Source organism: Pararhizobium sp. LjRoot238 (genome assembly GCF_964252955.1).
GTDB lineage: Bacteria > Pseudomonadota > Alphaproteobacteria > Rhizobiales > Rhizobiaceae > Pararhizobium.
Genome location: NZ_CAXUPP020000001.1, coordinates 3,474,871 through 3,499,712, shown reverse-complemented (window position 1 = coordinate 3,499,712; position 24,842 = coordinate 3,474,871). Strand labels below are relative to the sequence as shown.

The following is a 24,842-nucleotide window of genomic DNA, read 5'->3' as shown; positions in this document are numbered from 1 at the left end:
CAGGTGTCGCTTTGGTATCGAATTTAGCGAAATGCGCAATCGGCGCGAAACTCACTTTCGATTTCAGGTTTTAACGGTGGCGTGGCAACCTGTCATTTCTTTCGGGCAGCCTTTTCGGCCTGATAAAGTTCGCGCAGGATTTTCGCGCGCCCCGGCTTGATCTCCTGGCGCGCGCGCCCGAAAGCAACCGCATCGGCCGGGACATCCTCCGTCACAACACTGCCGGATGCGACCAGCGCGCCGTCGCCCACCGACACAGGTGCGACGAGGGAGGAATTCGAACCGATGAAGGCATTCGCGCCGATGCGGGTGATGTGCTTGTTGACGCCATCATAGTTGCAGGTGATCGTTCCGGCACCGATATTGGTCTTCTCGCCGACAAAGGCGTCGCCAATATAGGTCAGGTGATTGACCTTGGCACCGGCGCCGATCTCGGCCTTCTTCACCTCGCAGAAATTGCCGACCTTGGAACCGCGCCCAAGATTGGCACCCGGGCGCAGCCGTGCATAGGGGCCAACCGTTGCGCCAGCGCTGACATGGGCGCCTTCAAGATGAGAGAAGGCATGAATGACGGCATCGCTCTCGACGGTGACGCCGGGGCCGAAGACCACGTTCGGTTCGATCATCACGTCCTGGCCGATCTCAGTGTCGAAGGCGAGGAAAACGGTTTCCGGCGCGATCATGGAGACGCCGGAGACCATCAATTCGTGGCGGCGGCGCTTCTGCCAAGCGGCCTCGATCAAGGCCAATTCTGCGCGGTTGTTGCAGCCCATCAGTTCCGCTTCGGGCGCCTCTACGGCAATGGCCCTCCCCCCGCCTGCGCGAACGATCTCGACGATGTCGGTGAGGTAGTATTCGCCCTTGACGTTGGCATTGCCGATCTTGCCAAGCAGGTCCAACACCCTCTCGCCATTGATCGCCATCAGACCGCCATTGCAATAGGTGATGCGTTTCTCCTCTTCGGACGCATCCTTCTGCTCGCGGATCGCCTGGAGCTCGCCGTTTTCGACAATCAACCTGCCATATCCGGTCGGGTCGGCAGTTTGGAAGCCGACGACGACGACATCATTGCCCTCGGCCAGCGCCTTTCGGGCGGCCATCAGCGGTGCGGCCGTGATCAGCGGCGTATCGCCGAAGACGACCAGAACGTCGTCATACCCCTTGGCGATCGCCTCCTTCGCCGCCAGAACGGCGTGCCCGGTGCCAAGGCGTTCGGTTTGCAGGAAAGCCGAAATCTCGATGTCACCGCGTTTCGCCGCCGACGTAACCGAATCGGCGTCCCGCCCGACCACCAATGCGACCGACGAAATGCCGGCATTGACAAGCGATTCGACCACATGCGCGATCATTGGCCGACCGCCGACCGGGTGCATCACCTTGGACATGGACGATTTCATCCGGGTGCTTTCGCCCGCTGCCAAAATCACCGCCAGGCATGTTCGTGTCATCCCAAATTCTCCCGCTTTCATGGCTTCCCGCTTCGCAGCCGGCACGATTCTGCTCGTTACATAGCAGGAAGATATTGCAAGGAACATAATCCGGGCCGGCGGGCGACCGTTAACCCGGATAAAACTCCATCATGTCATAAGCGGGGGCTGATCGTGTTCGACAATGGCCGGGAATGATACCGACGATGCAGGCTTCTACCGATACAGTGTCGCCCGGCAGACGACCCGGGCTTGGCGCGATCCTCGCCCGCCAGCCGCTGATCGTGTTGGCACTGGCCGTTGCCTCCCTGCCGCTGGCGCTGCTCGGAACCATCGTCATGCCGGTCGGTCCGATGTATTGGGACCACTATATCTATCTCGACGCGGCAAACCGCATCTTCGACGGCCAGATCCCGTCCATCGACTTCTTTGCCCCGGTTGGCGGCCTCGGCTACTATCTCTTTGCCGGGTGGCTTTATCTGTTTCCAAACGGCCACGCGCTTCTGCTGTCCAGTTGGTCTATGATGACGGTGACCGTGCCGCTGTTGGTGCTGGTTGTCTGCGACGTGCAGAAACGCTCGTCTGCCATCGCCTATGCCCTGCTTCTACCCTTCCTGTTCTTTTCGCTGCTGCCCTTCAACACGGGAGAATTCTACCCCTATCCCGGTTCGGACGGCTTCGGGATCTATAATCGACAGATTTGCCAGTTGCTCTATCCACTTGCCGCGGCTCTCGTCTTCGTGCGCGGCTGGCGAATACTGACGGCGGTCACCGCGCTTTCGATGCTTGCGCTTCTCTTCACCAAGGTGACCGGCGTTGCCGCTGGCGGCGTCCTTTGCCTGATGGCGTTTCTGGCCGGGCGCTTGCCATTGCGCGCGGCGCTCACGGCCGCAGTGGTATTTTTGGTGACGATCGGCCTTCTTGAAATCGCCACCGGTGTCGTTTCTGCCTATGCCGCTGACATCATGTCGCTGCTCTCGATCAATGACGCCAGCCTGTTGCCGCGTCTGCTGCAGGCAGCGTCGATCAACTTCGGTGTGATCCTCACTTGCGGTATCCTCTCTTTCGTTTTGTTCTTCAATGAGTTTGCCAGGTTCCTTGAGACGATACGGGCGTTTGCAGCGAAACCAGGTTTTGCGTCGCTGGGCGATGTCGCCGACCAATCCTTTTTCTGGCTGGCAAGTTTCGTTGCCGCGGGCCTTCTCTTCGAAAGCCAGAATACCGGCAGCCAGGCCTTCATTTTCCTGTGGCCTCTGTTGCTCGCGATTCTGCTCGGAAGCTACCGGCGCAAAGGCCCCTCCGCTGCGTTTGCAACGATCGCGATCGTCGCATTGGGCGCCGCACTGCCGCCAGCAGTCAGCGTCGCCCAAAAAGCGGCGCGCGCCTGGATTGGCGCAGTCAACACCGCGCCGCTCGAAAACCAGAACCTGAAAGGCATGGGCGCCGCCGGTGTTCGCGACATCTTCAGCCAGCGGGCTGAGCGCCTGCGGGCGCACTATCTTGACTATCGCGCAACCTACGAAGCACTGGCCTCCGCCGGCGAATTTCCCTCTTTCCTGCTCTACAGCGACCTGGATTTCCAGGTGCTCTGGCTTCGAGCCGTCGATAACGCCATCTCGGCGATCGGCGACTACGAGGCCGCCAACAAGGTCCGGTTCGAGACGATCATGACGATCGATTTCACCAATCCATTTCCCTGGCTGATGGATCGCCACGCCCCGAAATACATCGCCATCGGCGCTGACCCCTATCGCGCCGTACCGCCGCCGGATCAGCGCGTGCTTGAGGCCGTCAGCGCGGTCGATCTTGCCCTTTACCCGACCTGCCCGCCGACCATGGCGCGGTTGAAGCTCCTGAAACTCTACGAACCGGCCCTTGCCGCCGGTCACCGCCGCATCACGCTGACACCCTGTTTCGACGCCTTCGTGCGCAACGGGCTTGCCGCTGGACCCTGACCTTTTATCGCGGCAGCCGCAGCCGGCTTTCGATCAGAAGCCCGCCCTCGTCGAGAATGGGATGGGCTACGGAAACAATATGCGCGTTGATGCGCTTGAGGTCGCGCAGGATGTCGAGATGCAGTGAACTCGTCTGCAGGCTATCCGCGCGGCCGTCGCGCAGACGCTCCAGATGACGCTCCGACGACCGTTTCTCCATGTGGCGAACATCGACCTTCACTTCCATCAGATGGCGGGCGAGATCGGTATCCCGCGTGACGAAGATGGTCTGGGCGATACGCAGATTGTCGATCGTCAGATTGAAGAGCGTCATCAGTTCCTGATAGCCCTCTTCTGAGAACTTCAGCCCATTGTCGATCTTCTTCTTAACCTGGTCGATCAGGCTTTTTTCGATGATATCGCCCATGTGCTCGAGGTTGATCGCATAGTCGATGATCACGATGGACCGCCGGCCGTGCTCATCACTCAAACCGCCGCGTCCAAGCCGGGACAGGTAGAGCTTCACCTCCTGCTGCAGCATATCCACCTGCTTCTCGAGTTTCCCGATGTCCTTGAGCTCTTTGAGATCATTGCGGTCAAAGGCGTTCATGGTTCCGATCAGCATGGTCTCGATCAGGTCCCCGACGCGCAACGCCTCTCTGGTCGCCCCCGAAAGCGCTATAACCGGCGTGGCGAGTGCGCCGTCATCAAGGTAGAGCGGTCCCGTCTCCGCTTTCGGCTCGTCCGGAATGAGGCGAAGCATGACGCCCGATAAAAGCGACGAGAACGGCCAGGCGGCAATGGCAAGCGCAACGTTGAACAACAGGTGGATATCGACCGGCAATTTTGCCGGAGACAAGGAGAGCGTCTGCAAGAAATCCGCCGCTGGTGCGGCCAGCGGCAACGCTATGAGACAGCCGATCGCGCGAACGGCGAGATTGCCGCCAGTCACACGACGGGCGGACGCCGCGGCGGAGAGGGTCGCGACGAAGGGCGGGATCGCGCCGCCGAGATTGGCGCCGAGCACAAGCGCGATCGTCAAGCCTGACGACAGAATGCCCGCAGCCGAGAGCGAGAGAATAAGGACGACCACTGCGAGGCTGGAGGACGAGACGAAAGCAAGAACAGCGGCGAAAATGAGTGCCACCGGCCAGGCGCTGTCGAGCATGGTGAGGAACGCCGCAAGCGCCGGCGATTGCCGCATCGGCTCCGTCGCCAGCCCGAGCAGATGCAACGACAACAGCATCAAGCCAATGCCGACGAGCGCCGTTCCCGCCCCCTGCTTGGCGCTTGACCGCCCTGCCCGGTAGAGCATGAGACCGGCCAGAATGAGCAAGGGGGAAAGCCAGTCGACACCGGTTGCGACGATCCAGGCCGTAACTGCCGTGCCGACATTGGCGCCGAGCAATACGATTTGTGCCATCCGCGCCCGCACCAGGCCTTTTTCGACGAAAGAGGCAATCATCAGTGCCGTCGCAGTCGAACTCTGCAGCGCGATCGTCGCGACGAAGCCAGCGACAAACGAGCGCGCCTGTCCGTTTGTACCCTGCGCCAGCCCTGTCCTGAGTTTGATGCCGAAGGCGCGTGTCGCTCCCTCCTTGACCTGGGAAAGGCCAAAGAGCAGTAGCGCGACTGCTCCGAACAAATTGACCATCACAATGGTAGATTCCATATGGGCACTCCGGCTTTCCCGCCAAGGCTGCTTCGCGACAAGGCGAGTCGACATACTCTGGTGGATCAACATTAGCAGTTTCAGACACGTGATCACGCGTTCAATGGCGGATTGTGACAGATATTTTTCAATTGCCGGCTAATGATTCCGACATGAAAAGGCCTCGCAACGCCAGACGGCTATAGGCTATACGCTGGCCGGGAAGCGATCGTCGCGCCGCCGCAAGCCCCGGCCACCGGACCCGCCCCATTTCGCTCCGCCCGGCGCTCGGTTTCTCCGATTTTTTGCATGTTTCGACCCTTCAATTCCGCACCGGATTGCTCTAAGGAACGAAACCGGTTGCCGTCCGGCGGCCTGAATTGCGACGAGGTATGCAGTCCCATGCTTGAAATCCTGAGAAGAGGCGCCCAGACTTGGGTTGTCAAAGGGCTTATGGCCCTTCTTGTTGTGTCTTTCGGTGTTTGGGGTGTATCCACGTCGCTTGTTACGAGTTCTTCCGATGCGGTGGTGACGGTCGGCGACGTCAAGGTATCTCCGAGCGATTTCCGCCTCGCCTATGAGCGCCAGGTCGCCCAGCTTTCCCGGCAGTTCGGCACCCGCCTGAGCCGTGAGCAGGCCAAGGCATTCGGCGTCGAGGCGCAGGTCTATTCCCAGCTCGTGGCGGGCGCGACGCTCGACCAGTTGTCAAACGACATGAACCTCGGCCTATCGCAGGATCGGCTGGCAACGCTGATCAGCGAAGACCCGGCATTTCGCGGGGTCAACGGCCAGTTCGACCGCCTGACCTTCTCGAGCGTCCTGCGCAACGCCGGACTGCGCGAGCAGGACTACATCAACAACCGCAGCCAGGTTGCCGTGCGCTCGCAGATCGTTGAAGCGCTGTCGGACGGCTACACCCCGCCGAAGGTGCTGGCCGACGCGCTGCGCCAATACCGCAACCAGACACGCACGATAGACTATCTGCTGCTGTCGAATGCGAACATCGATCCGGTCAAGGCCCCGTCCGACGACGTGTTGAAACCCTGGTACGAGAGCCACAAGGCAGAATACCGCGCACCGGAGTTCCGCAAGATCAGCTATGTGAAGCTGGAACCCTCCGACATCGCCGATCCTGCGTCGGTGACCGAAGAGGAAATCCGCGCCGAATACGACAAGCGCAAGGACAGCTTCCGCACGCCGGCGACGCGTACAGTCGAGCAGCTCTCCTTCCCGTCACGTGCGGAAGCTGACGCTGCGGCAGGCCAGCTTGCTGCTGGTGCAAGCTTTGACGAATTGGTCACGGCCGCCGGCAAGACGGCCAGCGATGTCCTGCTCGGTGACTTTAGCCGCGACCGCATGCCCGATGCCAAGATTGCCGATGCCGCCTTCGCAGTTACAGCCGATGGCCAGACCACGCCAGTCACCGATGGCGCATTCGGCCCGGTTATCCTGCGCGTCACCAACATCAAGCCGGAAACCATTCGCGGCTTCGACGACGTCAAGGAAGAGCTGCGCAACGAGCTGGCGCTTGCCAATGCCGGCAACGAGATCATGGCTATCCATGACAAGTTCGAGGATGCTCGCGTTTCCGGCGCGTCGATGAAAGAAGCGGCTGACCAGACAAATCTCAAGCTGGTGCTCCTCAATGCCGTCGACGCGCGAGGCAACAATGCCGAAGGCGAGGAAATCGCCGGAATTCCCGAGGCGAAAACCTTGCTGGACGAGGCCTTCAAGGCCGAGATCGGCGCGGAAACCCTGCCGGTCAATCTGGGCCGCGACGGCTATGTCTGGTTCGATGTGGAAGAGATCACGCCCGCGCGCGACCGGACGCTCGACGAAGCCCGCGAAAAGGTGGTGGCCGACTGGACGGCGGAACAGCAGCGCAATGCGCTTGCGGCAAAGGCAGCCGAGCTGAAAGGCCGCGTCGCGAAGGGCGAGACATTGGCAGCGATTGCCGCCGAGCTCGGCATCTCGGTCGAAACCAAATCGGGAGTGCGTCGTTCCACGGAAGACGCGGCTCTCAGCCCTGCGGCTGTCACCGCCGCCTTCGGCGGCGCGAACGGCCTCGTAGCCAATGCTCCCGGCGTCGGTGGCGAGGGCCAGATCCTGCTGAAGGTCACGGAGGTGGACGACAGCAACCCCGGCGACGCGCTCGACAATGACGACCGGCAGATCAATGCTGTCGCCCAGGCCAGCGGCGACGATATTCTCGACCAGATGGTCAGCGAGCTTCAGAAGGGCTACGGTGTGACGATCAATCAGCAGCTCGCAGACCTCGCCCTGTCGCAGCAGCGGTAAAGCAAAGGAAATACCTGCATGCCGGATTTGAAGCCTTTTGTCGCCAAGGCCGCAGCGGGAGAGGCGCTCAACCGCGAGGATGCGCGCGCCGCATTCGAGATCATCATGTCGGGCGAAGCTACTCCTTCGCAGATCGGCGGCTTCCTGATGGCGCTTCGCGTGCGCGGCGAGACGGTGGACGAGATCGTCGGCGCGGTTACCGCCATGCGGGCACGCATGCTGACCGTGGAGGCGCCGGCCGACGCCATCGACATTGTTGGTACTGGCGGTGACGGTGCTGGGACCTACAATATCTCGACGCTGGCGGCCCTGATCGTTGCCGGTGCAGGTGTACCCGTGGCCAAGCATGGCAACCGCGCTCTGAGTTCGAAGTCCGGCACGGCGGACGCGCTTTCATGCCTCGGCGTCAAACTCGATATCGGGCCGGAGGCGATTTCGCGCTGCATCTCGGAAGCCGGCCTCGGCTTCATGTTCGCCCAACAGCATCATTCGGCCATGCGCCATGTCGGCCCGACTCGCGTCGAACTCGGCACTAGAACGATCTTCAACCTGCTTGGGCCGCTGTCCAACCCGGCCGGCGTCACCCGGCAGCTGGTCGGCGTCTTTGCCCCGCAATGGCTCGTTCCGATGGCCGAAGTCTTGCGCGATCTCGGCTCGAAAAGCGTCTGGGTCGTACATGGCGAGGGCCTGGACGAAATCACCACGACCGGTGTGACGCAGGTCGCAGCGCTGGAGAACGGCGTCATCCGCACATTCGAATTGACGCCGGACGATTTCGGGCTGGAGACCGTTTTGCTCGCCGACCTCAAGGGCGGCGACGGGGCCCACAATGCCGAGGCGCTCAAGGGCGTCCTCGAGGGCGATGCAACGCCTTACCGCGACATCTCGCTTGCTAATGCCGCCGCATCGCTGGTGATTGCCGGGCGCGCCGCTGATCTGAGCGAAGGCATGGCTCTCGCCCGTCAGTCGCTGACAAGCGGCGCGGCGAATGCAACGCTGGAACGGCTTATCCGCGTCTCGAACGCGGCGTAAGGAGAAATTCGATGGCCGACATTCTGCAGAAGATCGAGATCTACAAGCGCGAAGAAATCGCCGCAGCCAAGGCCGGCGTCAGTCTTGCGGACTTGAGATCGATGGCCGCGGATCAGGAGGCGCCGCGGGGTTTCTTTAAGGCGCTCGACGCGAAGCGAGCCCAAGATGCCTTCGGACTCATCGCCGAGATCAAGAAGGCAAGCCCCTCCAAAGGCCTCATTCGTCCGGATTTCGACCCGCCGGCTCTTGCGAAGGCCTATGAAGCTGGCGGCGCTGCCTGCCTTTCGGTGCTGACCGACAGTCCGAGCTTCCAAGGCGCGCCCGCGTTCTTGACGGCTGCGCGAAACGCCTGTTCGCTTCCAGCGCTGCGCAAAGACTTCATGTTCGATACCTATCAGGTTCATGAAGCCCGCGCCTGGGGTGCCGACTGCATCCTGCTCATCATGGCATCGCTCAACGACAGCGACGCACAAAGGCTTGAGGACGAGGCGTTTTTGCTGGGCATGGACGTGCTTGTCGAGGTCCACGACGAGGAAGAACTCGAGCGCGCGTTAAAGCTCGCCTCGCCGCTCGTCGGCATCAACAATCGCAACCTGAAAACCTTCGAGGTCAATATCGCCCTGTCCGAGAAGTTGGCGCCGCTGGTTCCCGCCGACCGGCTGCTGGTCGGCGAAAGCGGCATCTTCACGCACGAGGACTGCGCCCGTCTGGCAAAATGCGGCATTAACACCTTCCTCGTCGGCGAGAGCCTGATGCGCAAGGACGATGTCACCGCCGCGACGCGCGCGCTTCTCACCGGCTCCGCCGGCATCCTGGCCGCTGAATAATGTCCGGTCCCTCCCTTACTCATATCGGTGCTGGCGGCGAGGCCGACATGGTTGATGTCGGCGACAAGGAAGTGACCGTTCGCATCGCCGTTGCGCAGGGGCATGTCCGGATGCGGCCGGAAACGCTCGCTCTCATCCTGAAGGGTAACGCCAAAAAAGGCGATGTGATCGCCACTGCACGTCTTGCCGGCATCATGGCGGCCAAGCAGACGGCCAATCTCATTCCGCTTTGCCATCCGCTCATGCTCTCCAAGGTCTCTGTGGAGATTACTCCGGACGAGACCCTGCCCGGCTTGCGGATCGAGGCGATGGCCAAGCTCACTGGCCGCACCGGGGTCGAAATGGAAGCGCTGACTGCCGCAAGCGTCGCCTGCCTGACGATCTACGACATGGCCAAGGCGGCCGATCGGGAGATGGAGATCGGTGGCATCCGGCTTGTTCGGAAGTCCGGCGGGCGCTCGGGCGATTATGTCCGCAAGGAGGGCTGATGGCTTTGCTGCCTGTTTCGGATGCGCTGGACAGGTTGCTCCGTGGAGCAGCGCCGATACGGCGTTCTGAAATGATCGGGCTGCACGCGGCCGCGGGGCGCGTGCTGGCCGAAGATGTCGCCGCACGGCTCACGCATCCGGCCTTCGACAATTCTGCCATGGATGGCTATGCCGGACGCCATGAGGACTTCGCAACCATTGGCGCTGAACTGACCGTCATCGGCCAATCGGCGGCCGGGTGTGGCTTTACAGGCCATATCGGCCCCGGCGAGGTCGTGCGTATCTTCACCGGCGCGCCCGTTCCGTCCGGCGCCGATACTGTGCTGATCCAGGAAGATGCGGAGATTACCGCGGATAAGCGCATCCGCCCCACCTTCGCTCCCGCAAAGGGCCGCCATATCCGCCCGAAGGGTCAGGATTTTCGTGCTGGCGACGTGGTGCTGCGGAAGGGCGAACTGCTGGATGCCGGGCGGCTGACCGTCGCTGCGGGCATGAACCATCCGGAACTTCCGGTTTTCGTGCGCCCGAAGGTGGCGATCCTTGCAACCGGCGACGAACTCCTGCCGCCTGGAAGCATTCCGGGCCCCGACAAGATCATCGCATCGAACACATACGGCGTAGCAGCGATTGCGCGCGACAACGGTGCCGAGGTCATCGACCTCGGGATCGTTCGCGACGACAGGGCCGCCATCGCGGCGGCCGTCGCCGAAGCACGCGCCGCGGGCGCCGATGTGCTGGTGACTTTGGGGGGCGCTTCGGTCGGAGATCACGATCTCGTCCAATCGACACTGGTCGCAAGCGGTATGACGCTCGATTTCTGGCAGATCGCCATGCGCCCCGGTAAGCCGCTGATGGTCGGAACCCTCGATGGCATGGCCGTGCTCGGCCTGCCCGGAAACCCGGTGTCGAGCCTCGTCTGCGCCCTGCTGTTCCTCGAACCGCTGCTGCGCCATCTCGGCTCCCTGCCCGCGCGCGACCGCGGCGGCAAGGCAAGGACTGTGACCGTGCTTGCCGCTAACGACAAGCGCCAGGACTATGTTCGCGCGCGGCTGTCGCGCGACAGCGACGGAACACTTAAGGCAGAGACGTTCTCGCGTCAGGATTCCTCGATGATGCAGGTCTTCGCCCAGTCCGATTGCCTGATCATCCGAGCGCCGTTTGCGCCGGAAGCGAAAGCCGGAACCATCTGCGATGTCATGATCCTGCGGCAACCGGCTCTCTAACCGCTTCTTCCGCCGCGAGCCTCCGACCCTTCCCGAATGGCTGCCCGCACCTATTTATCGCAGGACAAACGATTGTGAAGACGGGAGGGAACCAACGTGCGCCGCAATGCGCTCTACCGGATTATCGGCGGTCTCGCCTTTCTCGCTGTCGTCATTGGGGTCTACCTCTACGACAAGGAACCCAAGCCGGCCGACATCGAACTCAAGATCGGCGACGGTGGCGTTTCGATCCAGGAAAACTAAAAAAACCTTCAAGGTTTTGTCACGAGATCGACATGGCAATCCTTTATTAACCAAAGCAGTCGAATAATTCGTCCAGTTGATCTGACTACGGATGGACTAGCAGGTCATACGCAAGGCGAATTGAGGAAAGGTCGGGTTTGTCCCGGCCTTTTGCTTTTCAAGGACGCTTCAATGCGCGGCGCGCGAGACCAGGATCTTGTCGATGCGGCGGCCATCCATGTCGATGACCTCGAAGCGATATCCGAAGGCTTCCGTGACATCGCCCTCCTCCGGGTTCTTGCGCAACTGCTGCACGAGGAAACCGGAGATCGTTTCGTAATTTCCGTCCGAATCGATTTCATCGATGCCGATCGTCAGATGGATTTCATCAATCGGCGTGCGTCCGTCGACCAGATAAGAGCCGTCATCGCGCAAGCGAATCAGCGCGTGCTCGATGTCGTCATAGTTGGACGGCAGGACGCCGACGATCGCCTCGAGAATGTCGGCGGTGGTGATGATGCCTTCGATGCTGCCATATTCATCGACGATCATCGCCATGTTGATGTGCGACGACTTGAAGGCCTCAAGCGCTTTCAAACAGGAGGCCGTTTCCGGCAATGTGTGGATATCCTTGATGAAATTGCGAATATGGAAGCCCCTGCCCGGCGCATTCAGCACTTCCTTGACAAGCACCGCGCCCAGCACTTCACCACTCGCATCCAGGACCGGATAGCGCGAATGCGAAGACTGCTCGATCTTGGCGCGGATCGCTTCGAGACTATCGGTGGCTTCGATAAAGCTCACTTCGGTACGATGCGTCATGATCGATTTGACGTTGCGGTCGCCGAGCCGAATGATCCGCCTGAGCATCTCATGCTCCGACTTCTCGATCGCGCCGCTTTCGACGCCCTCGGCCATGATCGCCTGCACCTCTTCTTCCGTCACGTGATCGCTGTCGATCGATACGCCGAACATCCTTATGAAAAGCGCCGCCGAGGTCTCGAACAGATAGACGATGGGTGCCGCCAGGCGCGAGAGGAACAACATCGGTCCAGCGACGAACATCGCCACGCGTTCCGAGTTCCTCAGGGCGAGTTGCTTCGGGATAAGTTCCCCGATCACCACCGACATGTAGGTGATCAGCGTCACGACGACCGCAAGCGCGACCGTATGGCCGTAGGGATTGATCCAGCTGACGGTGTTGAGCGCCGGCGCAATTTTTTCGGCGATGGTGGCACCGCCATAGGTACCGGCCAGCGTGCCGACCAGCGTGATGCCGACCTGGACGGTCGAGAGGAATTTGCCGGGGTCTTCGGCAAGCCGCAGCGCCAGTTCGGCGCGGCTGTTGCCCTGTTTTGCCATCTGCCGCAGCAGAGGCCGGCTTGCCGATACAATTGCCATTTCCGAAAGCGCGAAATACGCATTGATCAATAAGAGCACGAAAATGACAGTCAGTTCGAACATAACCCTCGGACACCGTTGAATAGAGATCTGCGCGCCGGATACGCGGCACACAAGCTGTAGTCCTATCAAATAGGCGGAAGATACAATGGCAGCAAGGCGGCAACGGTGGAATTGCCGTTCTTTTGCCAAAAGGCTCAATTGTCAGAACGAACACGTCTGGGTTTTGCCGCTGGACGGCAGGCCTATCGGCTTGGAGGTTTCGCTTCAGCAAGTTCCCGAAGTGCCACGCGAACGCGGTCCCGCCCGACGCGGATGACATTCTCCATCGCGGCGCGAGCGCCTGCCTCGTCGCGCCGGCTGATCTGCTCGACGATGCGGATATGAGTGCGCGCAACATCGTCGATCTGATCTCGGCCGGATGCGGGCGAACTCAGCTTGAAGATGCCGACGAGTGCGGCCTCGATCAGACTGCCGACGGTGCGCATGAACGGGTTGCCGGAAGCCTCGACCACGGCGAGATGAAAGCGCAGATCGGCCACGGCCAGCGTCTCGGCCGTGTGCTCGGGGTCACCCATGGCGACAGCCAGCCGCATCATGCCGCTGATTTCCGCTTCCGTTGCGTTGACTGCGGCAAGGGCTGCCGCATGCGGCTCAAACGCGAGCCGGATTTCACTGAGGTGGTAGAGGAAATCTTCGTCGACGCCGCGGTGGAAGTGCCATGTCAGCACATCGCCGTCGAACAGGTTCCACTGGTTCTTGGCGGTGACCCTTGTACCGATTCGGGCGCGCGGGACGATCAGGCCCTTTGCTGCCAAGGTCTTCATCGCCTCGCGCAAAACAGTGCGGGAAACCTTGAATCGCATCGCAAGTTCGGGGTCGCCCGGCAGGATGGAGCCGACGGGAAACTCTCCCGAGACAATGGCTTTGCCCAGTTCGTCCACCACCTGCGCGTGGCTTGTGCGCGTGTTGGCACCGGTCATGACGGTTTCGAGCAGCCCCTTACGCAAGTGTCTCCCTCCTCAGGAATACCTTTTGTTCTGGCGCGACAACAACAGTATGCCCTTTTGCATCAGAATGAATGCAAACAGCAAAGCACCGATCAGAATTTTCGTCCACCAACTCGATAGCGAACCATCGAAGGTGATGTAGGTCTGGATCAGTCCCTGGATCAAAACGCCGACGAGTGTTCCTCCAACAAACCCGGCGCCCCCTGTCAGAAGCGTTCCACCGATTACCACCGCGGCAATCGCGTCCAACTCGACACCAACGGTTGCGAGCGAATAACCTGCTGATGTGTATAGGGAATAAACGATTCCCGAAAGCCCGGCGAGAAAGCCCGACAGACCATAGATCAGAATTGTTGTGCGCCCGACCGGAACGCCCATCAGAGCCGAGGTTTGCGCACCACCGCCGAGCGCGTAGACGTTGGTGCCGAAGCGTGTCCGCTGGGCAAGCAGGATGCCGATCGCAACGACCAGAAGCATCAATCCGCCGATCAAAGTGATCCGGCCGCCGCCCGGCAGTTTATAATAGAAGCTCTTCATCGTGCCGTAGAACGGATGCTTGATCGGGATGGAATCGATCGACAGCACGAAGGCCATGCCGCGCGCCAGAAACATGCCGGCGAGCGTGACGATGAAGGCCGGCATTTCCAGATAGTGGATGATCGCGCCCATGATCGCGCCGAATAGCGTGGTGATGACAAGGACCAGAACGAAGGCTGCGAGCGGGTGGATGCTGGTGCTTTCAAGCATGACGGCGAGGAAAATGCCGGTGAAGGCGATGACCGAGCCGATCGACAGGTCGATGCCGCCAGACAAGATGACGAAGGTCATGCCGACGGCGGCGATGCCAAGGAAGGCGTTGTCGGTCAGAAGATTGCCGATCACGCGCGTGGACAGGATGTTCGGATACTGCACCGCGCAGGCGGCATAGGAAACGATGAAGATGATGATGGTCGCAATCAGCGGAAGGTATTTCTGGTTCATCGGATGGATTTTCGGCTGAGAAAGGTCACTCCGGCCTGCACGCGCGGCGACTGGATGACGAGGATGATGACGATGATGGCGGCCTTGATGATCAGGTTGAATTCCGGCGGGAAGCCGGACAGAAGGATACCGGTGTTCACCGCCTGAATGATCATCGCGCCTGCCAGGGAGGCGATGATGCTGAAGCGGCCGCCGAGCAGAGAGGTGCCTCCGACGACGACCGCGAGGATGGCATCCAGTTCCAGCCACAGGCCGGCATTGTTGGCGTCCGCGCCCTTGATGTCGGCGGTGACGATCAGGCCGGCGATGGCTGCACAAAGGCCCGAAAGCATATAGGCCGCCATCAGCAGCAGCGGTGTCTGAATGCCCGAAAGCGTGCTGGCGCGGCGGTTGATGCCAACGGCCTCGATCAGCATGCCGAGCGCTGTGCGCCGCACCAGAAGCGCAACCGCGATGCCGAATACCAGCCATATGACAACAGGCATTGGGAGGCCCGCGAAAGCGCCGCTGCCGATGAAGATCAGACCGGGATCATTGAAGGTCAGGATTGCGCCCTCGGTCACCAGTTGGGCGATGCCGCGCCCTGCGACCATCAGCACCAGCGTGGCGATGATGGGCTGGATATTGAGGATGGACACAAGAAAGCCATTCCAGACACCGCAAATGAGGCCTGTGCCAATCGCGAGCATCAGCGTCACGACCAGCGGGTCGCCCCGCACACTGGAGGCGGCGGCAACGGCGCCGCAGATGGCCATGACGGCGCCGACGGACAGGTCGATACCCTTGGTGGCGATGACGACCGTCATGCCGACCGCAAGAAGGGCGACGGGCGCGCCGCGGTTGAGAATGTCGATCAAGCTGCCGTAGAGCCGGCCATTCTGGATCTCCATCGAAAAGAAGCCCGGAAAGACGAGCCAGATCAGCACGAGGATCACAGTCAACGCTATAAGCTGAGGGAGCAGCCGGTGGCTGAGACGTGTTGCACTTTCAATCATACATGTTCTCCCGCGCCGGGCGCGGCGGCGATGGCATTGACGATATGTTCCGTGGTGATCTCGCTGCCGGTCAGTTCCGCCACATGGGCGCGGTCCCTGAGCACGATGACCCGCGAACTGTAAGCCACGAGTTCCTCGAGTTCCGAGGAAATGACGATCAGCGACATGCCTTGGCCGCAGAGTTCGCCAATCAGCCGAATGATCTCGGCATGGGCGCCGACATCGATGCCGCGCGTCGGCTCGTCGAGAATGAGAAATTCCGGGTTCGTCGCCAGCCAGCGCGCCAGGATGGCTTTCTGCTGGTTGCCGCCGGACAGAAGCCTGATCGGCTTCTCGCGGTCGCTGGTGCGAATATCGAGCGCCTTGATGTAGCGGTCTGCAAGGGCGTTCTGGTCAGCGGTTGACAGTGGACGCGCCCAGCCGCGCCGCGCCTGCAAAGCCAGGGCAATGTTCTCGCGCACCGACAGTTCGCCGATGATACCGTCGACCTTGCGGTCCTCTGGGCAGAACCCGAAACGTTCGGCGATCGCAGCCCGCGGCGACGAAAGATTGGCTGGCCGGCCGCCGATTTCGGCGATGCCGCTGTCCGCCTTGTGGACGCCGAACAGCAGTTCCGCCGTTTCGGTGCGCCCCGAGCCCAACAGACCGGCGATGCCGACGACCTCGCCTTTGCGCACGTCAAGATCGAAAGGCTTGATCTTGCCGGCCTTGCCATAGTTGGAAAAACGAAACTGAACCGGCCCGCTCGATGTTTCGGCTGCCGCTACCGCCTTTTCGGCGGACTGAAGCTCATGGCCGAGCATCATGGTCACAAGCTCCCGACGCGGCAGAGACGCAGTCTCGCGTGTGCCGACCAACTGGCCATTGCGCAACACGGTGATGCGGTCCGAGAGATCGTAAACCTGTTCGAGGAAATGGGTGATGAAAACGATCCCGAGACCCCTCGCCTTCAGGTCGCGGACGATGCGAAAGAGCAACTCCACCTCCTGCGCGTCGAGGCTGGCGGTCGGCTCGTCGAGGACCAGCACCTTTCCGGAAAGATCGACGGCCCGCGCGATCGCCACGACCTGCTGGATCGCCACCGAATAGCTTTCGAGTGCTGCCGAGACGTTGATGTCTATGCCATATTGCGCGAGCAGCGCATCGGCGCGCTTCTTCATTTCGCCCGTCTGGACGAGACCGAGCCGGCGCGGTTGGCGGCCGAGAAAGAGATTTTCGGCGACGCTCAGATTTCCGAGCAGATTGACTTCCTGGTAAACGGTGCCGATGCCGAGCTTCTGGGCGTCGAGCGTGTCGTGCGGATCGATCTCCGTGCCGTCGAGTGTCAACGTCCCGGCATCGCGGCGGTAGGCGCCGGTCATGCATTTGATCAGTGTGGATTTGCCGGCACCGTTCTCACCGAGAAGGGCGTGCACTTCGCCGCGACGGAGCGAAAAATCGACTTTGTCGAGCGCAATTGCGCCCGGAAAGGTTTTCACGATCCCGACGGCGGTGAGAATATCGTTGGTATTGTTATGCATGAAAACCAGCGTCCTAAGAAACGTAGGTTACCCGTAACTTACGGATTGCCGCAAATCGCGCCCAGCGTGGTGGACATCCGGATGCCAAGCGTCCATCAGATTCGACGGCATTAACGACGATTTGACCAGCACCGCGTTCCGGCCAATGCTTCCTGTCCATGAGACAGGAAGCATCACGGTCTTGCGACGGCCGGCGGCTAATTAATAGCCGAGGCCCTTCTTCTCCTCGTAGACCTTCTGCGGATCGTCGGCCTGGGTGTAGAGCTTCGATTCCGTCTGGATCCACTTCGCCGGTTTGGTGCCATCCTTCAGAAAGGCGTCGAGCGCGTCGAGTGCCGGACCGGCCATGTTCGGGGTCAATTCGACAGTGGCATTCGCTTCGCCCGCGGCCATTGCCTGGAAGATATCCGGAACGGCGTCGATCGAGACAACGAGGATATCCGTGCCCGGCTTCAGGCCGGCTTCCTTGATCGCCTGGATCGCGCCGACGGCCATGTCGTCATTGTGAGCGTAGAGCGCGCAGATGTTCTTGCCGCCGTCTTCCGCCTTCAGGAAGCTTTCCATGACTTCCTTGCCCTTGGTGCGGGTGAAGTCGCCGGTCTGGCTGCGGACGAGCTTCAGGTTGTCATGACCCTTCAGCGCCTCCTCGAAGCCCTTCTTGCGGTCGATCGCCGGGGATGAACCGGTCGTGCCCTGAAGCTCGACGACGTTGCACGGCTTTCCAGCGGCGGTGTCGACCAGCCACTTGCCGGCGACATTGCCTTCGTGCACGAGATCGGACGTGACCGCCGTCAGGTAAAGATCGTCGGACGAATCGACCGTGCGGTCGAGCAGGATCACCGGAATTTCCGCGTCCTTGGCTTCCGTCAGCACTTCATCCCAGCCGGTCGCCACAACCGGGGCGATCAGGATGGCATTGACGCCCTGCGCGATGAAGGAGCGCAGTGCCTTGATCTGGTTTTCCTGCTTCTGCTGGGCGTCGGCGAATTTCAGGTCGATGCCGCGCTTTTCAGCCTGCTGCTTGGTCAGCGTGGTTTCAGCGGCACGCCAGCCGGATTCCGACCCGATCTGCGAAAAACCGATCGTCAGATCGGCAGCAGAGGCCGAACCAAACATGCAGGCAGCCAGAATCGTGGCACTCGCGAGTGCAGTCTTGATTTTCATGATGTCCTCCCAAAGAAAGCTGCTCCTCAGCAGCGAGGGTAAAAAATCATACTATATGACTTATGTAAACCGGATTTTGCGCGGTTTGCGTAAATTTTCCCCGGCCAGAATCGAAAGAGGGCGGCCGTGCGGCCGCCCTCCCTGATTGCAATCGAAATGATGCCGAAGATTTATTGCGGCAGCTTGTCGTCCACGCCTTCGACGTAGAAATTCATGCCGAGCAGCGTGCCGTCATCGGACGATTCGCCGGCCTTCAGCCATTCGGAGCCATCCTGCTTTTTCAGTGGGCCGGTGAACGGCTTCAGTTCGCCGGACCTGATCTTGGCTTCGGTCGCCTCCGCCATCGCCTTCACGTCATCCGGCATGTTGGTGTAAGGCGCCATCGTCAGGATGCCGTCCTTCAGGCCATCCCAGCTCGACGTGGTTTCCCACTTGCCGTCGATGAAGGCCTGCGTGCGCTTGATGTAGTAAGCGCCCCAGGTATCGACGATCGCCGTCAACTGCGTTTCCGGGCCCGCCTTGATCATGTCGGAGGCCTGACCGAAGGCTTTGATGCCGCGCTCGGCAGCAACCTGCATCGGCGCCGTCGTGTCGGTGTGCTGGGTCAGCACATCGACGCCCTGGTCGATCAGCGCCTTGGCAGCGTCGGCTTCCTTGCCGGGGTCAAACCAGGTGTTTGCCCAGACGACCTTGATCTTGAAGTCCGGGTTGATGGTGCGAGCGCCCGTGACGAAGGAGTTGATGCCCATCACCACTTCCGGAATGGGGAAGGAAGCAATGTAACCGGCAATGCCCTTCTGCGAGATCTTGGCAGCGATCTGGCCCTGGATATAGCGGCCTTCATAGAATCGGCTGTTGTAGGTGGCAAGGTTCGGAGCCGTCTTGTAGCCGGTGGCATGCTCGAACTTCACGTCCGGGAATTTCCCGGCGATCTTGACCGTCGCATCCATGAACCCGAAGGACGTCGTGAAGATCAGGCCGCAGCCGGAACGGGCCAGACGCTCGATGGCACGTTCGGCGTCCGGACCTTCCGGAACGTTTTCGAGGAACTGCGTCTCGACCTTGTCGCCGAGCGCCTTTTCGAGTCCCTGACGGCCGAGGTCATGGGCCTGCGTCCAGCCGCCATCCGTCTTCGAACCGACATAGACGAAGCAGACCTTGGCCTTTTCCTGTGCGCTTGCCGCCGCGGAAAAGCCGAGAACGGCCGCGGTGGTTGCGAGTGCGAAGAGAATTTTTTTCATTGTGGCCCCTGTAGGTTTCTAGAGTTTCCGTTGTTGTTCTTGTTTACCGGTCCGGCACAAACGGTTTGCCGAGCGATGCCGGCGTGTTGATCAACGTCGTGCGCCGATTGTGCGAGATGAGAATTAGTACGATAATCGTCGCCAGATAGGGAAGAGCAGAAAGAAACTGCGAGGGAATCCCGATGCCGAACGCCTGGGCGTGCAATTGGCTGATCGAAACCGCACCAAACAGATAGCCGCCGGCAACCACCCGCCACGGCCGCCACGAGGCAAAGACAACCAGTGCCAGCGCAATCCAGCCGCGTCCGGCCGACATGTTTTCCACCCATTGCGGCGTGTAGACCAGCGACAGCTGCGCACCGGCGAGCCCGGCGCAGGCGCCGCCGAACATGACGGCAAGATAGCGCATGTGGATGACGTTGATGCCGAGTGCATGGGCCGAGGCGTGGCTATCGCCGACCGAGCGCAGTTTCAGTCCGGCGCGGCTCTTGAACAGGAACCAGTGGACGCCGGCGACGACAGCGATCGAGAGGTAGAAGATCAGGTCCTGCTTGAACAGCAGGCGGCCGAGAAACGGGATGTCCGACAGAACCGGAAAGACGATCTGCGGCAGCTTGATGCCGGATTGGCCGACATAGGCTTCGCCGATCATGCCGGATGCGCCGAGACCGAGAATGGTCAAGGCCAGACCCGTCGCAACCTGATTGGCCACAAGCGTTAAAGTAAGGAAACCGAACAGCAGGGAGAACAAGGCGCCCGAAGCAATGCCGGCGAGAATGCCGATATACGGCGATCCCGTCACCTGCGTGGCGATGAAGGCGCAGGCGGCGCCCATGATCATCATGCCCTCGACGCCAAGATTGAGTACGCCCGAGCGTTCCGTAACAAGTTCGCCGACGGCCGCCAAAACCAGCGGCGTGGCAGCGGTAATGACAGTCAGGAGGATGGCTTCGAAAATTCCCATCAATGCGCTCCGTCCGCCGTCGCAGCGGTCGTCAGATTCGACCATACGAGCTTGATCTTGTAGTGAATGAGCGTGTCGCAGGAGAGCACGAAGAAGAGGAGCAGGCCCTGGAAGACGCGGGTCACCTTGTCGGAGACACCAAGCGACAATTGCGCCGCCTCGCCGCCGAGATAGGTCAGCGCCAGCACAAGGCCGGCCACGACGATCCCCAAAGGATTGAGCCGTCCGAGGAAGGCGACGATGATGGCGGTGAATCCGTAACCGGGCGAAATGACGGGGCGCAACTGCTGGATCGCACCGCTGACTTCCGAAATTCCCGCAAGGCCGGCGAGCGCGCCGGAGAGCAGCATAGAAAACCAGATCATCTTGCGCGAGGAAAAACCGGCGAAGCGCCCTGCCCGCTCGGACTGGCCGAGCACGGTGATCTCAAAGCCCTTCAGCGTGTAGCGCATCATGAACCAGATCACGATGGCCGCCAGGATGGCGAAGCCGAAGCCCCAATGCGTTCGTCCGGAGGCGATCATCTCAGGCAGGACGGCAGCCGGATCGAAAGTCCGCGTCTCCGGAAAATTCATGCCGCCCGGATTGCGCCAGGGGCCGCGCACCAGCCAGTCCAGAAACAGCTGCGCGACATATACGAGCATCAGGCTGGTCAGGATTTCGTTGGTGTTGAGATGCGCCTTGAGGAATGCCGGAATGCCGGCGAACAGCGCGCCGCCCAGCATTCCGAGCAACAGCATGAGCGGCAGCACAAGCGGCGAATGCCATTCATAGAAGACCACCGGCAGGACCGAGCCGGCAATCGCGCCCATGATGAACTGCCCTTCTGCACCGATATTCCAGTTGTTCGACCGGTAGCACACGGAAAGACCGGCGCCGATCAGAATCAGGGGGGCGGCCTTGATTGCCAGTTCATGCAGCGACCACACTTCCATCAGCGGTTCGATGAAGAAACTGTAGAGCGCCGTCACCGGATTCTTGCCGAGCAGCAGGAACATGATGCCGCCGAAGATCATCGTCAGAACAAGCGCAATGACAGGCGACAGGATCGAAAATAGTTTGGAGACGTTCGGCCGTTTTTCCAGTTCAACGCGCATGCGCCGTCTCCGCAGTCTCGGTCTTGCCGTACATGCCACCCATCAGCAGTCCGATCTTTTCACGCGAGAGCTTGGCCGCGGGATAGATATCCGAAAGCCTGCCTTCACTGATCACCGCGATCTCGGTCGCGACCTCGAAAATCTCGTCCAGGTCCTGGCTGATGACGAGAACGGCGGAGCCGGATTTGGCGAGATCGACGAGCGCCTGGCGGATGCGGCTCGCAGCTCCCGCGTCGACGCCCCAGGTCGGCTGGTTGACGACCAGCACAGTCGGCTGGCGATCGAGTTCGCGGCCGACGATGAATTTTTGCAGGTTGCCGCCGGACAGGGAGCCGGCCGGCGGATTTTCGCCGCTCTTGCGCACATCCATCGCTTCGGAAATCCGCTTGGCCGCCCTTTTAACCGCATCCTGGCGGATGAGGCCAAGCACACCACCGCCAAGGAACGCCCTGCGGTCTGACTGGCTGCGGGCCAGCACGAGATTGTCGGACAGCGAAAGAGCCGAGACCGCCGCATGGCCATGGCGCTCTTCCGGCACGAAGCCGGCGCCCATCAGCCGGCGGGCGTTGATGCCGCGTGTTCCGACAGGTTTATCCGCGATGCGCACGACGTCATCGCTGCCAGCCGGATATTCGCCGGACAGCGCATCGAACAATTCGCCCTGACCATTGCCTGCAACGCCGGCAATCGCCAGCACTTCGCCGGCATGCACCTTGAGACAGATGTTCTTCAGCGAAACGGCAAACGGCGTTCTGGCGGACGCGGAAAGATGGCGGGCTTCCAGCTTCACGGCGCCCTTTGCGCTCGTTCCTTCCGCACTCACATGCGCAACATCGCTGCCGACCATCATGCGCGCCAACGAAGAGGGCGTTTCCCGGCGCGGGTCGCATGCGCCGGTGACCTTGCCGTGCCGCAAGACCGTTGCACGGTCGCAGATCCGCTGAACCTCCTCCAGCCGATGGCTGATATAGAGGACCGATCGACCTTCGGCCTTCAGCTTGTTCAGCGTCTCGAACAGGCGGTCAGCTTCCTGCGGCGTCAACACGGAGGTCGGCTCGTCGAGGATGATCAGCTTCGGATTCTGCAGGAGCGCTCGGACGATCTCGATGCGCTGACGCTCGCCGACCGAGAGGTCTGCGACATGCGCCTTCGGATCGAGAGGCAGGCCATAACTGTGCGACAGCGCGGAGGCTTCCTCGGCAATGCGGTTCAGCGAGATGCCCGGCGCCATCGACAATGCGATGTTTTCCGCGACCGTCAGCGCTTCGAACAGTGAAAAATGCTGGAACACCATACCGATGCCGAGCTTGCGCGCAGCACTCGGGCTGGTTATCCGCACAGGCTTTCCCTGCCAGACGATCTCGCCGCTCGTCGGCGCCAGAACGCCGAACAGCATCTTCACGAGCGTCGATTTGCCGGCGCCGTTCTCGCCGAGAAGCGCGTGAATTTCACCCGGTTTGATATCGAGATCGATGCCGTTGCAGGCAGCGAATGTGCCGAACAGTTTCGTCAGTTGGCCAACAGCCAGCAATGGACCGTTGGCGGGTTGTCCCTCAGCCGACACGCCGCCCTCATTTTCTGTATCTTGCTGCCTTGTCTGCCTTTTTGGCTTTTCTCAAGGAATCAGCAATGTTGTTCCACTCGTTTTTCTTGCTTCGAGATCCGCATGCGCCTGGCTTGCATCGGCAAGCGCATAAGTCTGGTTGATATTGATACGCACTTTGTTGCTTTGCACAACATCAAACAGGGAGTTTGCACACGCCTCCAGAGCAGGCCGCGTCGAGACGTAACTGAACAGGGTCGGCCGCGTGGCAAACAAGGATCCCTTTTGCGCGAGGATGCCGATATTGACACCTTCGACCGGCCCGGAGGAATTGCCGAAGCTGACCCAGAGACCGCGCGGCTTGATGCAGTCGAGCGACGCCGGAAACGTATCGCGGCCGACCGAATCATAGACGACGTCGACACCCTTGCCGTTGGTGATCTCCTTGACCTGGGCGACGAAATTATCCGTGCGGTAGTTGATGACGTGATCGTAGCCATGAGCGAGCGCGAGGTCGATCTTCTCCTGCGAACCGGCCGTGCCGATCACGGTTGCGCCAAGCGCCTTCGCCCATTGTCCAGCGATCAGGCCGACGCCGCCAGCGGCTGCATGGAACAGCAGGGTGGTTTCCGAACCGACCTTGAAAGTCTGGTTGAGCAGATACTGCGCCGTCATGCCTTTCAGCATCATCGCCGCCGCCGTTTCCAGCCTGATATCATCAGGCACCTTGACGAGCTGCGAAACTTCGATGTTGCGCTCGCTGCTATAGGCACCGTCAGAAGAGGCATAGGCGACGCGGTCGCCGACCGCGAAGGTGCTCACGCCATCGCCCACCGCCGTGACGATACCTGCGCCCTCCTTGCCTGGAATGAAGGGAAGTCCCTCTGCGGATTTATAGAGGCCGGTGCGAAAGTAGACGTCGATGAAGTTCACACCGACGGCGACCTGGCGAATCTGGACTTCGCCAGGTCCTGGCGGCGTCAGCGTGATCCCCTCGATTTTCAGAACATCCGGCCCGCCAAGAGCGCGCACGACAATGGCCTGTGCCATAAAACCTCCTCAACCCCGCCCGAGGCGGGGAAATATCTGCAAGATAAAGCCGATGATATAGAGATAAAGACCCGTGCCGACGACGCCGGCGACGACCCATCCGGGCGTGTCGAAATGCAACAGCAGCGCGTAGATACCAAGCACCGACCAGATGGCAAAGACGGCAAGATTGAGCGATCGCAACCGCTGGACGCGGACCGGATGAAGGAAATTGATCGGCATGAAGGTCAGGAAGACCGAGACGAAGACAACGATCGAAGCAGCGATCTCGCTGGCGTCGATGACGAACAGCGTGAACACCACCATGTTCCAGACGACGGGAAAGCCGGAGAAGAAATATTCGTCCGTCTTCATGCCCATGTCGGCGTAATAGATCGCGCTCGACATGACGATGGCGCCGGCGGCGACGAAGGACCAGGGCTCGCCGATCATGCCGCTCTGATAGAGCGCGAAGGCTGGCAGGAGGACGTAAGTGACATAATCGATCACGTTGTCGAGCGTATCGCCCGACCAGTTCGGCAGCACTTCCTTGACCCGCACCTTCCGCGCGATCGGCCCATCGATGCCATCGACGGCCAGCGCCAGGCCCAGCCACCAGAACATGTCGACGAACCGGTGCTCGGCCGCAGCAACAACGCCGAGAAAGGCCAGAAAAGAGCCTGATGCGGTGAGGATATGGACGGAGAAGGCACGGATTTCGGCGTAGGGTACGCGCTTGTAATTGAAAAACTTCATCGGCAGACGCACCCTGTCCTTACTCTGCGCTTTCCCCCC

At 60.8% G+C, this 24,842-nt stretch carries 21 protein-coding genes; 7 read left to right on the top strand and 14 right to left on the bottom strand.

Annotated elements, in window-relative coordinates; all coding sequences use genetic code 11:
- Positions 1-92: 92 nt before the first annotated feature.
- Entirely contained in the window at positions 93-1,448 is a 1,356-nt protein-coding gene (glmU, locus tag ACSQ3F_RS17025; RefSeq protein WP_436101309.1) for a bifunctional UDP-N-acetylglucosamine diphosphorylase/glucosamine-1-phosphate N-acetyltransferase GlmU, read from the bottom strand.
- A gap of 185 nt (positions 1,449-1,633) precedes the next feature.
- Here glmU and ACSQ3F_RS17020 point away from each other — a divergent pair, with 185 nt between their 5' ends.
- The gene (locus ACSQ3F_RS17020; RefSeq protein WP_436101308.1) at positions 1,634-3,382 is read left to right on the top strand and encodes a hypothetical protein; all 1,749 of its coding nucleotides are present in this window, start codon (positions 1,634-1,636) and stop codon (positions 3,380-3,382) included.
- A gap of 4 nt (positions 3,383-3,386) precedes the next feature.
- On the opposite strand, the gene ACSQ3F_RS17015 is transcribed toward ACSQ3F_RS17020, so the two are convergent.
- On the bottom strand, positions 3,387-5,033 hold the full coding sequence (locus tag ACSQ3F_RS17015) for a Na/Pi cotransporter family protein (RefSeq protein WP_436101307.1): 1,647 nt from the start codon (positions 5,031-5,033) through the stop codon (positions 3,387-3,389).
- 381 nt (positions 5,034-5,414) lie between these two features.
- Here ACSQ3F_RS17015 and ACSQ3F_RS17010 point away from each other — a divergent pair, with 381 nt between their 5' ends.
- The 6 genes from ACSQ3F_RS17010 to ACSQ3F_RS16985 all read left to right on the top strand — a co-directional run bounded on the left by ACSQ3F_RS17010 (position 5,415) and on the right by ACSQ3F_RS16985 (position 11,123).
- A complete protein-coding gene (locus ACSQ3F_RS17010; RefSeq protein WP_436101306.1) occupies positions 5,415-7,310 on the top strand; it encodes a SurA N-terminal domain-containing protein in 1,896 nt (631 codons plus the stop codon).
- 18 nt (positions 7,311-7,328) lie between these two features.
- Positions 7,329-8,342 (top strand): anthranilate phosphoribosyltransferase, encoded by a 1,014-nt coding sequence (gene trpD, locus ACSQ3F_RS17005; protein WP_436101305.1) that lies wholly within the window; start codon positions 7,329-7,331, stop codon positions 8,340-8,342.
- An 11-nt stretch (positions 8,343-8,353) separates the two neighbouring features.
- Complete coding sequence (gene trpC, locus ACSQ3F_RS17000) at positions 8,354-9,169, top strand: indole-3-glycerol phosphate synthase TrpC (RefSeq protein WP_436101304.1); 816 nt, start codon at positions 8,354-8,356, stop codon at positions 9,167-9,169.
- Complete coding sequence (moaC, locus tag ACSQ3F_RS16995; RefSeq protein WP_436101303.1) at positions 9,169-9,657, top strand: cyclic pyranopterin monophosphate synthase MoaC; 489 nt, start codon at positions 9,169-9,171, stop codon at positions 9,655-9,657. The genes trpC and moaC overlap by 1 nt, the downstream gene beginning before the upstream one ends.
- Positions 9,657-10,880 carry a molybdopterin molybdotransferase MoeA gene (locus tag ACSQ3F_RS16990; RefSeq protein WP_436101302.1) on the top strand — a complete coding sequence of 408 codons (1,224 nt, stop codon included), beginning with the start codon at positions 9,657-9,659 and terminating at the stop codon, positions 10,878-10,880. The genes moaC and ACSQ3F_RS16990 overlap by 1 nt, the downstream gene beginning before the upstream one ends.
- Positions 10,881-10,976: 96 nt before the next feature.
- A complete protein-coding gene (locus tag ACSQ3F_RS16985; protein WP_436101301.1) occupies positions 10,977-11,123 on the top strand; it encodes a hypothetical protein in 147 nt (48 codons plus the stop codon).
- A gap of 168 nt (positions 11,124-11,291) precedes the next feature.
- Here ACSQ3F_RS16985 and ACSQ3F_RS16980 read toward each other — a convergent pair whose 3' ends face one another.
- From ACSQ3F_RS16980 to pcsA, 12 genes are all read right to left on the bottom strand, one after another.
- A complete protein-coding gene (locus tag ACSQ3F_RS16980; protein ID WP_436101300.1) occupies positions 11,292-12,566 on the bottom strand; it encodes a hemolysin family protein in 1,275 nt (424 codons plus the stop codon).
- A 182-nt stretch (positions 12,567-12,748) separates the two neighbouring features.
- Entirely contained in the window at positions 12,749-13,486 is a 738-nt protein-coding gene (locus ACSQ3F_RS16975; RefSeq protein ID WP_436102175.1) for a FadR/GntR family transcriptional regulator, read from the bottom strand.
- A gap of 39 nt (positions 13,487-13,525) precedes the next feature.
- Positions 13,526-14,494 (bottom strand): galactofuranose ABC transporter, permease protein YjfF, encoded by a 969-nt coding sequence (gene yjfF / locus ACSQ3F_RS16970; RefSeq protein ID WP_436101299.1) that lies wholly within the window; start codon positions 14,492-14,494, stop codon positions 13,526-13,528.
- Positions 14,491-15,489 (bottom strand): ABC transporter permease, encoded by a 999-nt coding sequence (locus ACSQ3F_RS16965; RefSeq protein ID WP_436101298.1) that lies wholly within the window; start codon positions 15,487-15,489, stop codon positions 14,491-14,493. The genes yjfF and ACSQ3F_RS16965 overlap by 4 nt, the downstream gene beginning before the upstream one ends.
- A complete protein-coding gene (gene ytfR / locus ACSQ3F_RS16960) occupies positions 15,486-17,009 on the bottom strand; it encodes a galactofuranose ABC transporter, ATP-binding protein YtfR (protein ID WP_436101297.1) in 1,524 nt (507 codons plus the stop codon). The genes ACSQ3F_RS16965 and ytfR overlap by 4 nt, the downstream gene beginning before the upstream one ends.
- Positions 17,010-17,210: 201 nt before the next feature.
- Positions 17,211-18,173 carry a galactofuranose ABC transporter, galactofuranose-binding protein YtfQ gene (ytfQ, locus tag ACSQ3F_RS16955; RefSeq protein ID WP_436101296.1) on the bottom strand — a complete coding sequence of 321 codons (963 nt, stop codon included), beginning with the start codon at positions 18,171-18,173 and terminating at the stop codon, positions 17,211-17,213.
- Between the two features lie 170 nt (positions 18,174-18,343).
- The gene (locus ACSQ3F_RS16950) at positions 18,344-19,414 is read right to left on the bottom strand and encodes a BMP family ABC transporter substrate-binding protein (RefSeq protein ID WP_436101295.1); all 1,071 of its coding nucleotides are present in this window, start codon (positions 19,412-19,414) and stop codon (positions 18,344-18,346) included.
- A 43-nt stretch (positions 19,415-19,457) separates the two neighbouring features.
- Complete coding sequence (locus tag ACSQ3F_RS16945) at positions 19,458-20,378, bottom strand: ABC transporter permease (RefSeq protein ID WP_436101294.1); 921 nt, start codon at positions 20,376-20,378, stop codon at positions 19,458-19,460.
- On the bottom strand, positions 20,378-21,475 hold the full coding sequence (locus ACSQ3F_RS16940; RefSeq protein WP_436101293.1) for an ABC transporter permease: 1,098 nt from the start codon (positions 21,473-21,475) through the stop codon (positions 20,378-20,380). Before ACSQ3F_RS16940 ends, ACSQ3F_RS16945 begins: the two co-directional genes overlap by 1 nt.
- Positions 21,465-23,039, bottom strand: a complete 1,575-nt coding sequence (locus ACSQ3F_RS16935; RefSeq protein ID WP_436101292.1) for an ABC transporter ATP-binding protein — start codon at positions 23,037-23,039, stop codon at positions 21,465-21,467. The genes ACSQ3F_RS16940 and ACSQ3F_RS16935 overlap by 11 nt, the downstream gene beginning before the upstream one ends.
- 51 nt (positions 23,040-23,090) lie before the next feature.
- Positions 23,091-24,068 carry a quinone oxidoreductase family protein gene (locus tag ACSQ3F_RS16930; RefSeq protein WP_436101291.1) on the bottom strand — a complete coding sequence of 326 codons (978 nt, stop codon included), beginning with the start codon at positions 24,066-24,068 and terminating at the stop codon, positions 23,091-23,093.
- 9 nt (positions 24,069-24,077) lie between these two features.
- Positions 24,078-24,803: a phosphatidylcholine synthase gene (pcsA, locus tag ACSQ3F_RS16925; RefSeq protein ID WP_436101290.1), complete on the bottom strand. Its 726-nt coding sequence runs from the start codon at positions 24,801-24,803 to the stop codon at positions 24,078-24,080.
- Positions 24,804-24,842: the final 39 nt, after the last annotated feature.

What these genes read in the sequence shown, in the direction of transcription:
- glmU (WP_436101309.1), bottom strand. Translation starts at nt 1,448, where the DNA reads ATGACACGAACATGCCTGGCGGTGATTTTGGCAGCGGGCGAAAGCACC.
- ACSQ3F_RS17020 (WP_436101308.1), top strand. Translation starts at nt 1,634, where the DNA reads ATGCAGGCTTCTACCGATACAGTGTCGCCCGGCAGACGACCCGGGCTT.
- ACSQ3F_RS17015 (WP_436101307.1), bottom strand. Translation starts at nt 5,033, where the DNA reads ATGGAATCTACCATTGTGATGGTCAATTTGTTCGGAGCAGTCGCGCTA.
- ACSQ3F_RS17010 (WP_436101306.1), top strand. Translation starts at nt 5,415, where the DNA reads ATGCTTGAAATCCTGAGAAGAGGCGCCCAGACTTGGGTTGTCAAAGGG.
- trpD (WP_436101305.1), top strand. Translation starts at nt 7,329, where the DNA reads ATGCCGGATTTGAAGCCTTTTGTCGCCAAGGCCGCAGCGGGAGAGGCG.
- trpC (WP_436101304.1), top strand. Translation starts at nt 8,354, where the DNA reads ATGGCCGACATTCTGCAGAAGATCGAGATCTACAAGCGCGAAGAAATC.
- moaC (WP_436101303.1), top strand. Translation starts at nt 9,169, where the DNA reads ATGTCCGGTCCCTCCCTTACTCATATCGGTGCTGGCGGCGAGGCCGAC.
- ACSQ3F_RS16990 (WP_436101302.1), top strand. Translation starts at nt 9,657, where the DNA reads ATGGCTTTGCTGCCTGTTTCGGATGCGCTGGACAGGTTGCTCCGTGGA.
- ACSQ3F_RS16980 (WP_436101300.1), bottom strand. Translation starts at nt 12,566, where the DNA reads ATGTTCGAACTGACTGTCATTTTCGTGCTCTTATTGATCAATGCGTAT.
- ACSQ3F_RS16975 (WP_436102175.1), bottom strand. Translation starts at nt 13,486, where the DNA reads ATGACCGGTGCCAACACGCGCACAAGCCACGCGCAGGTGGTGGACGAA.
- yjfF (WP_436101299.1), bottom strand. Translation starts at nt 14,494, where the DNA reads ATGAACCAGAAATACCTTCCGCTGATTGCGACCATCATCATCTTCATC.
- ACSQ3F_RS16965 (WP_436101298.1), bottom strand. Translation starts at nt 15,489, where the DNA reads ATGATTGAAAGTGCAACACGTCTCAGCCACCGGCTGCTCCCTCAGCTT.
- ytfR (WP_436101297.1), bottom strand. Translation starts at nt 17,009, where the DNA reads ATGCATAACAATACCAACGATATTCTCACCGCCGTCGGGATCGTGAAA.
- ytfQ (WP_436101296.1), bottom strand. Translation starts at nt 18,173, where the DNA reads ATGAAAATCAAGACTGCACTCGCGAGTGCCACGATTCTGGCTGCCTGC.
- ACSQ3F_RS16950 (WP_436101295.1), bottom strand. Translation starts at nt 19,414, where the DNA reads ATGAAAAAAATTCTCTTCGCACTCGCAACCACCGCGGCCGTTCTCGGC.
- ACSQ3F_RS16945 (WP_436101294.1), bottom strand. Translation starts at nt 20,378, where the DNA reads ATGGGAATTTTCGAAGCCATCCTCCTGACTGTCATTACCGCTGCCACG.
- ACSQ3F_RS16940 (WP_436101293.1), bottom strand. Translation starts at nt 21,475, where the DNA reads ATGCGCGTTGAACTGGAAAAACGGCCGAACGTCTCCAAACTATTTTCG.
- ACSQ3F_RS16930 (WP_436101291.1), bottom strand. Translation starts at nt 24,068, where the DNA reads ATGGCACAGGCCATTGTCGTGCGCGCTCTTGGCGGGCCGGATGTTCTG.
- pcsA (WP_436101290.1), bottom strand. Translation starts at nt 24,803, where the DNA reads ATGAAGTTTTTCAATTACAAGCGCGTACCCTACGCCGAAATCCGTGCC.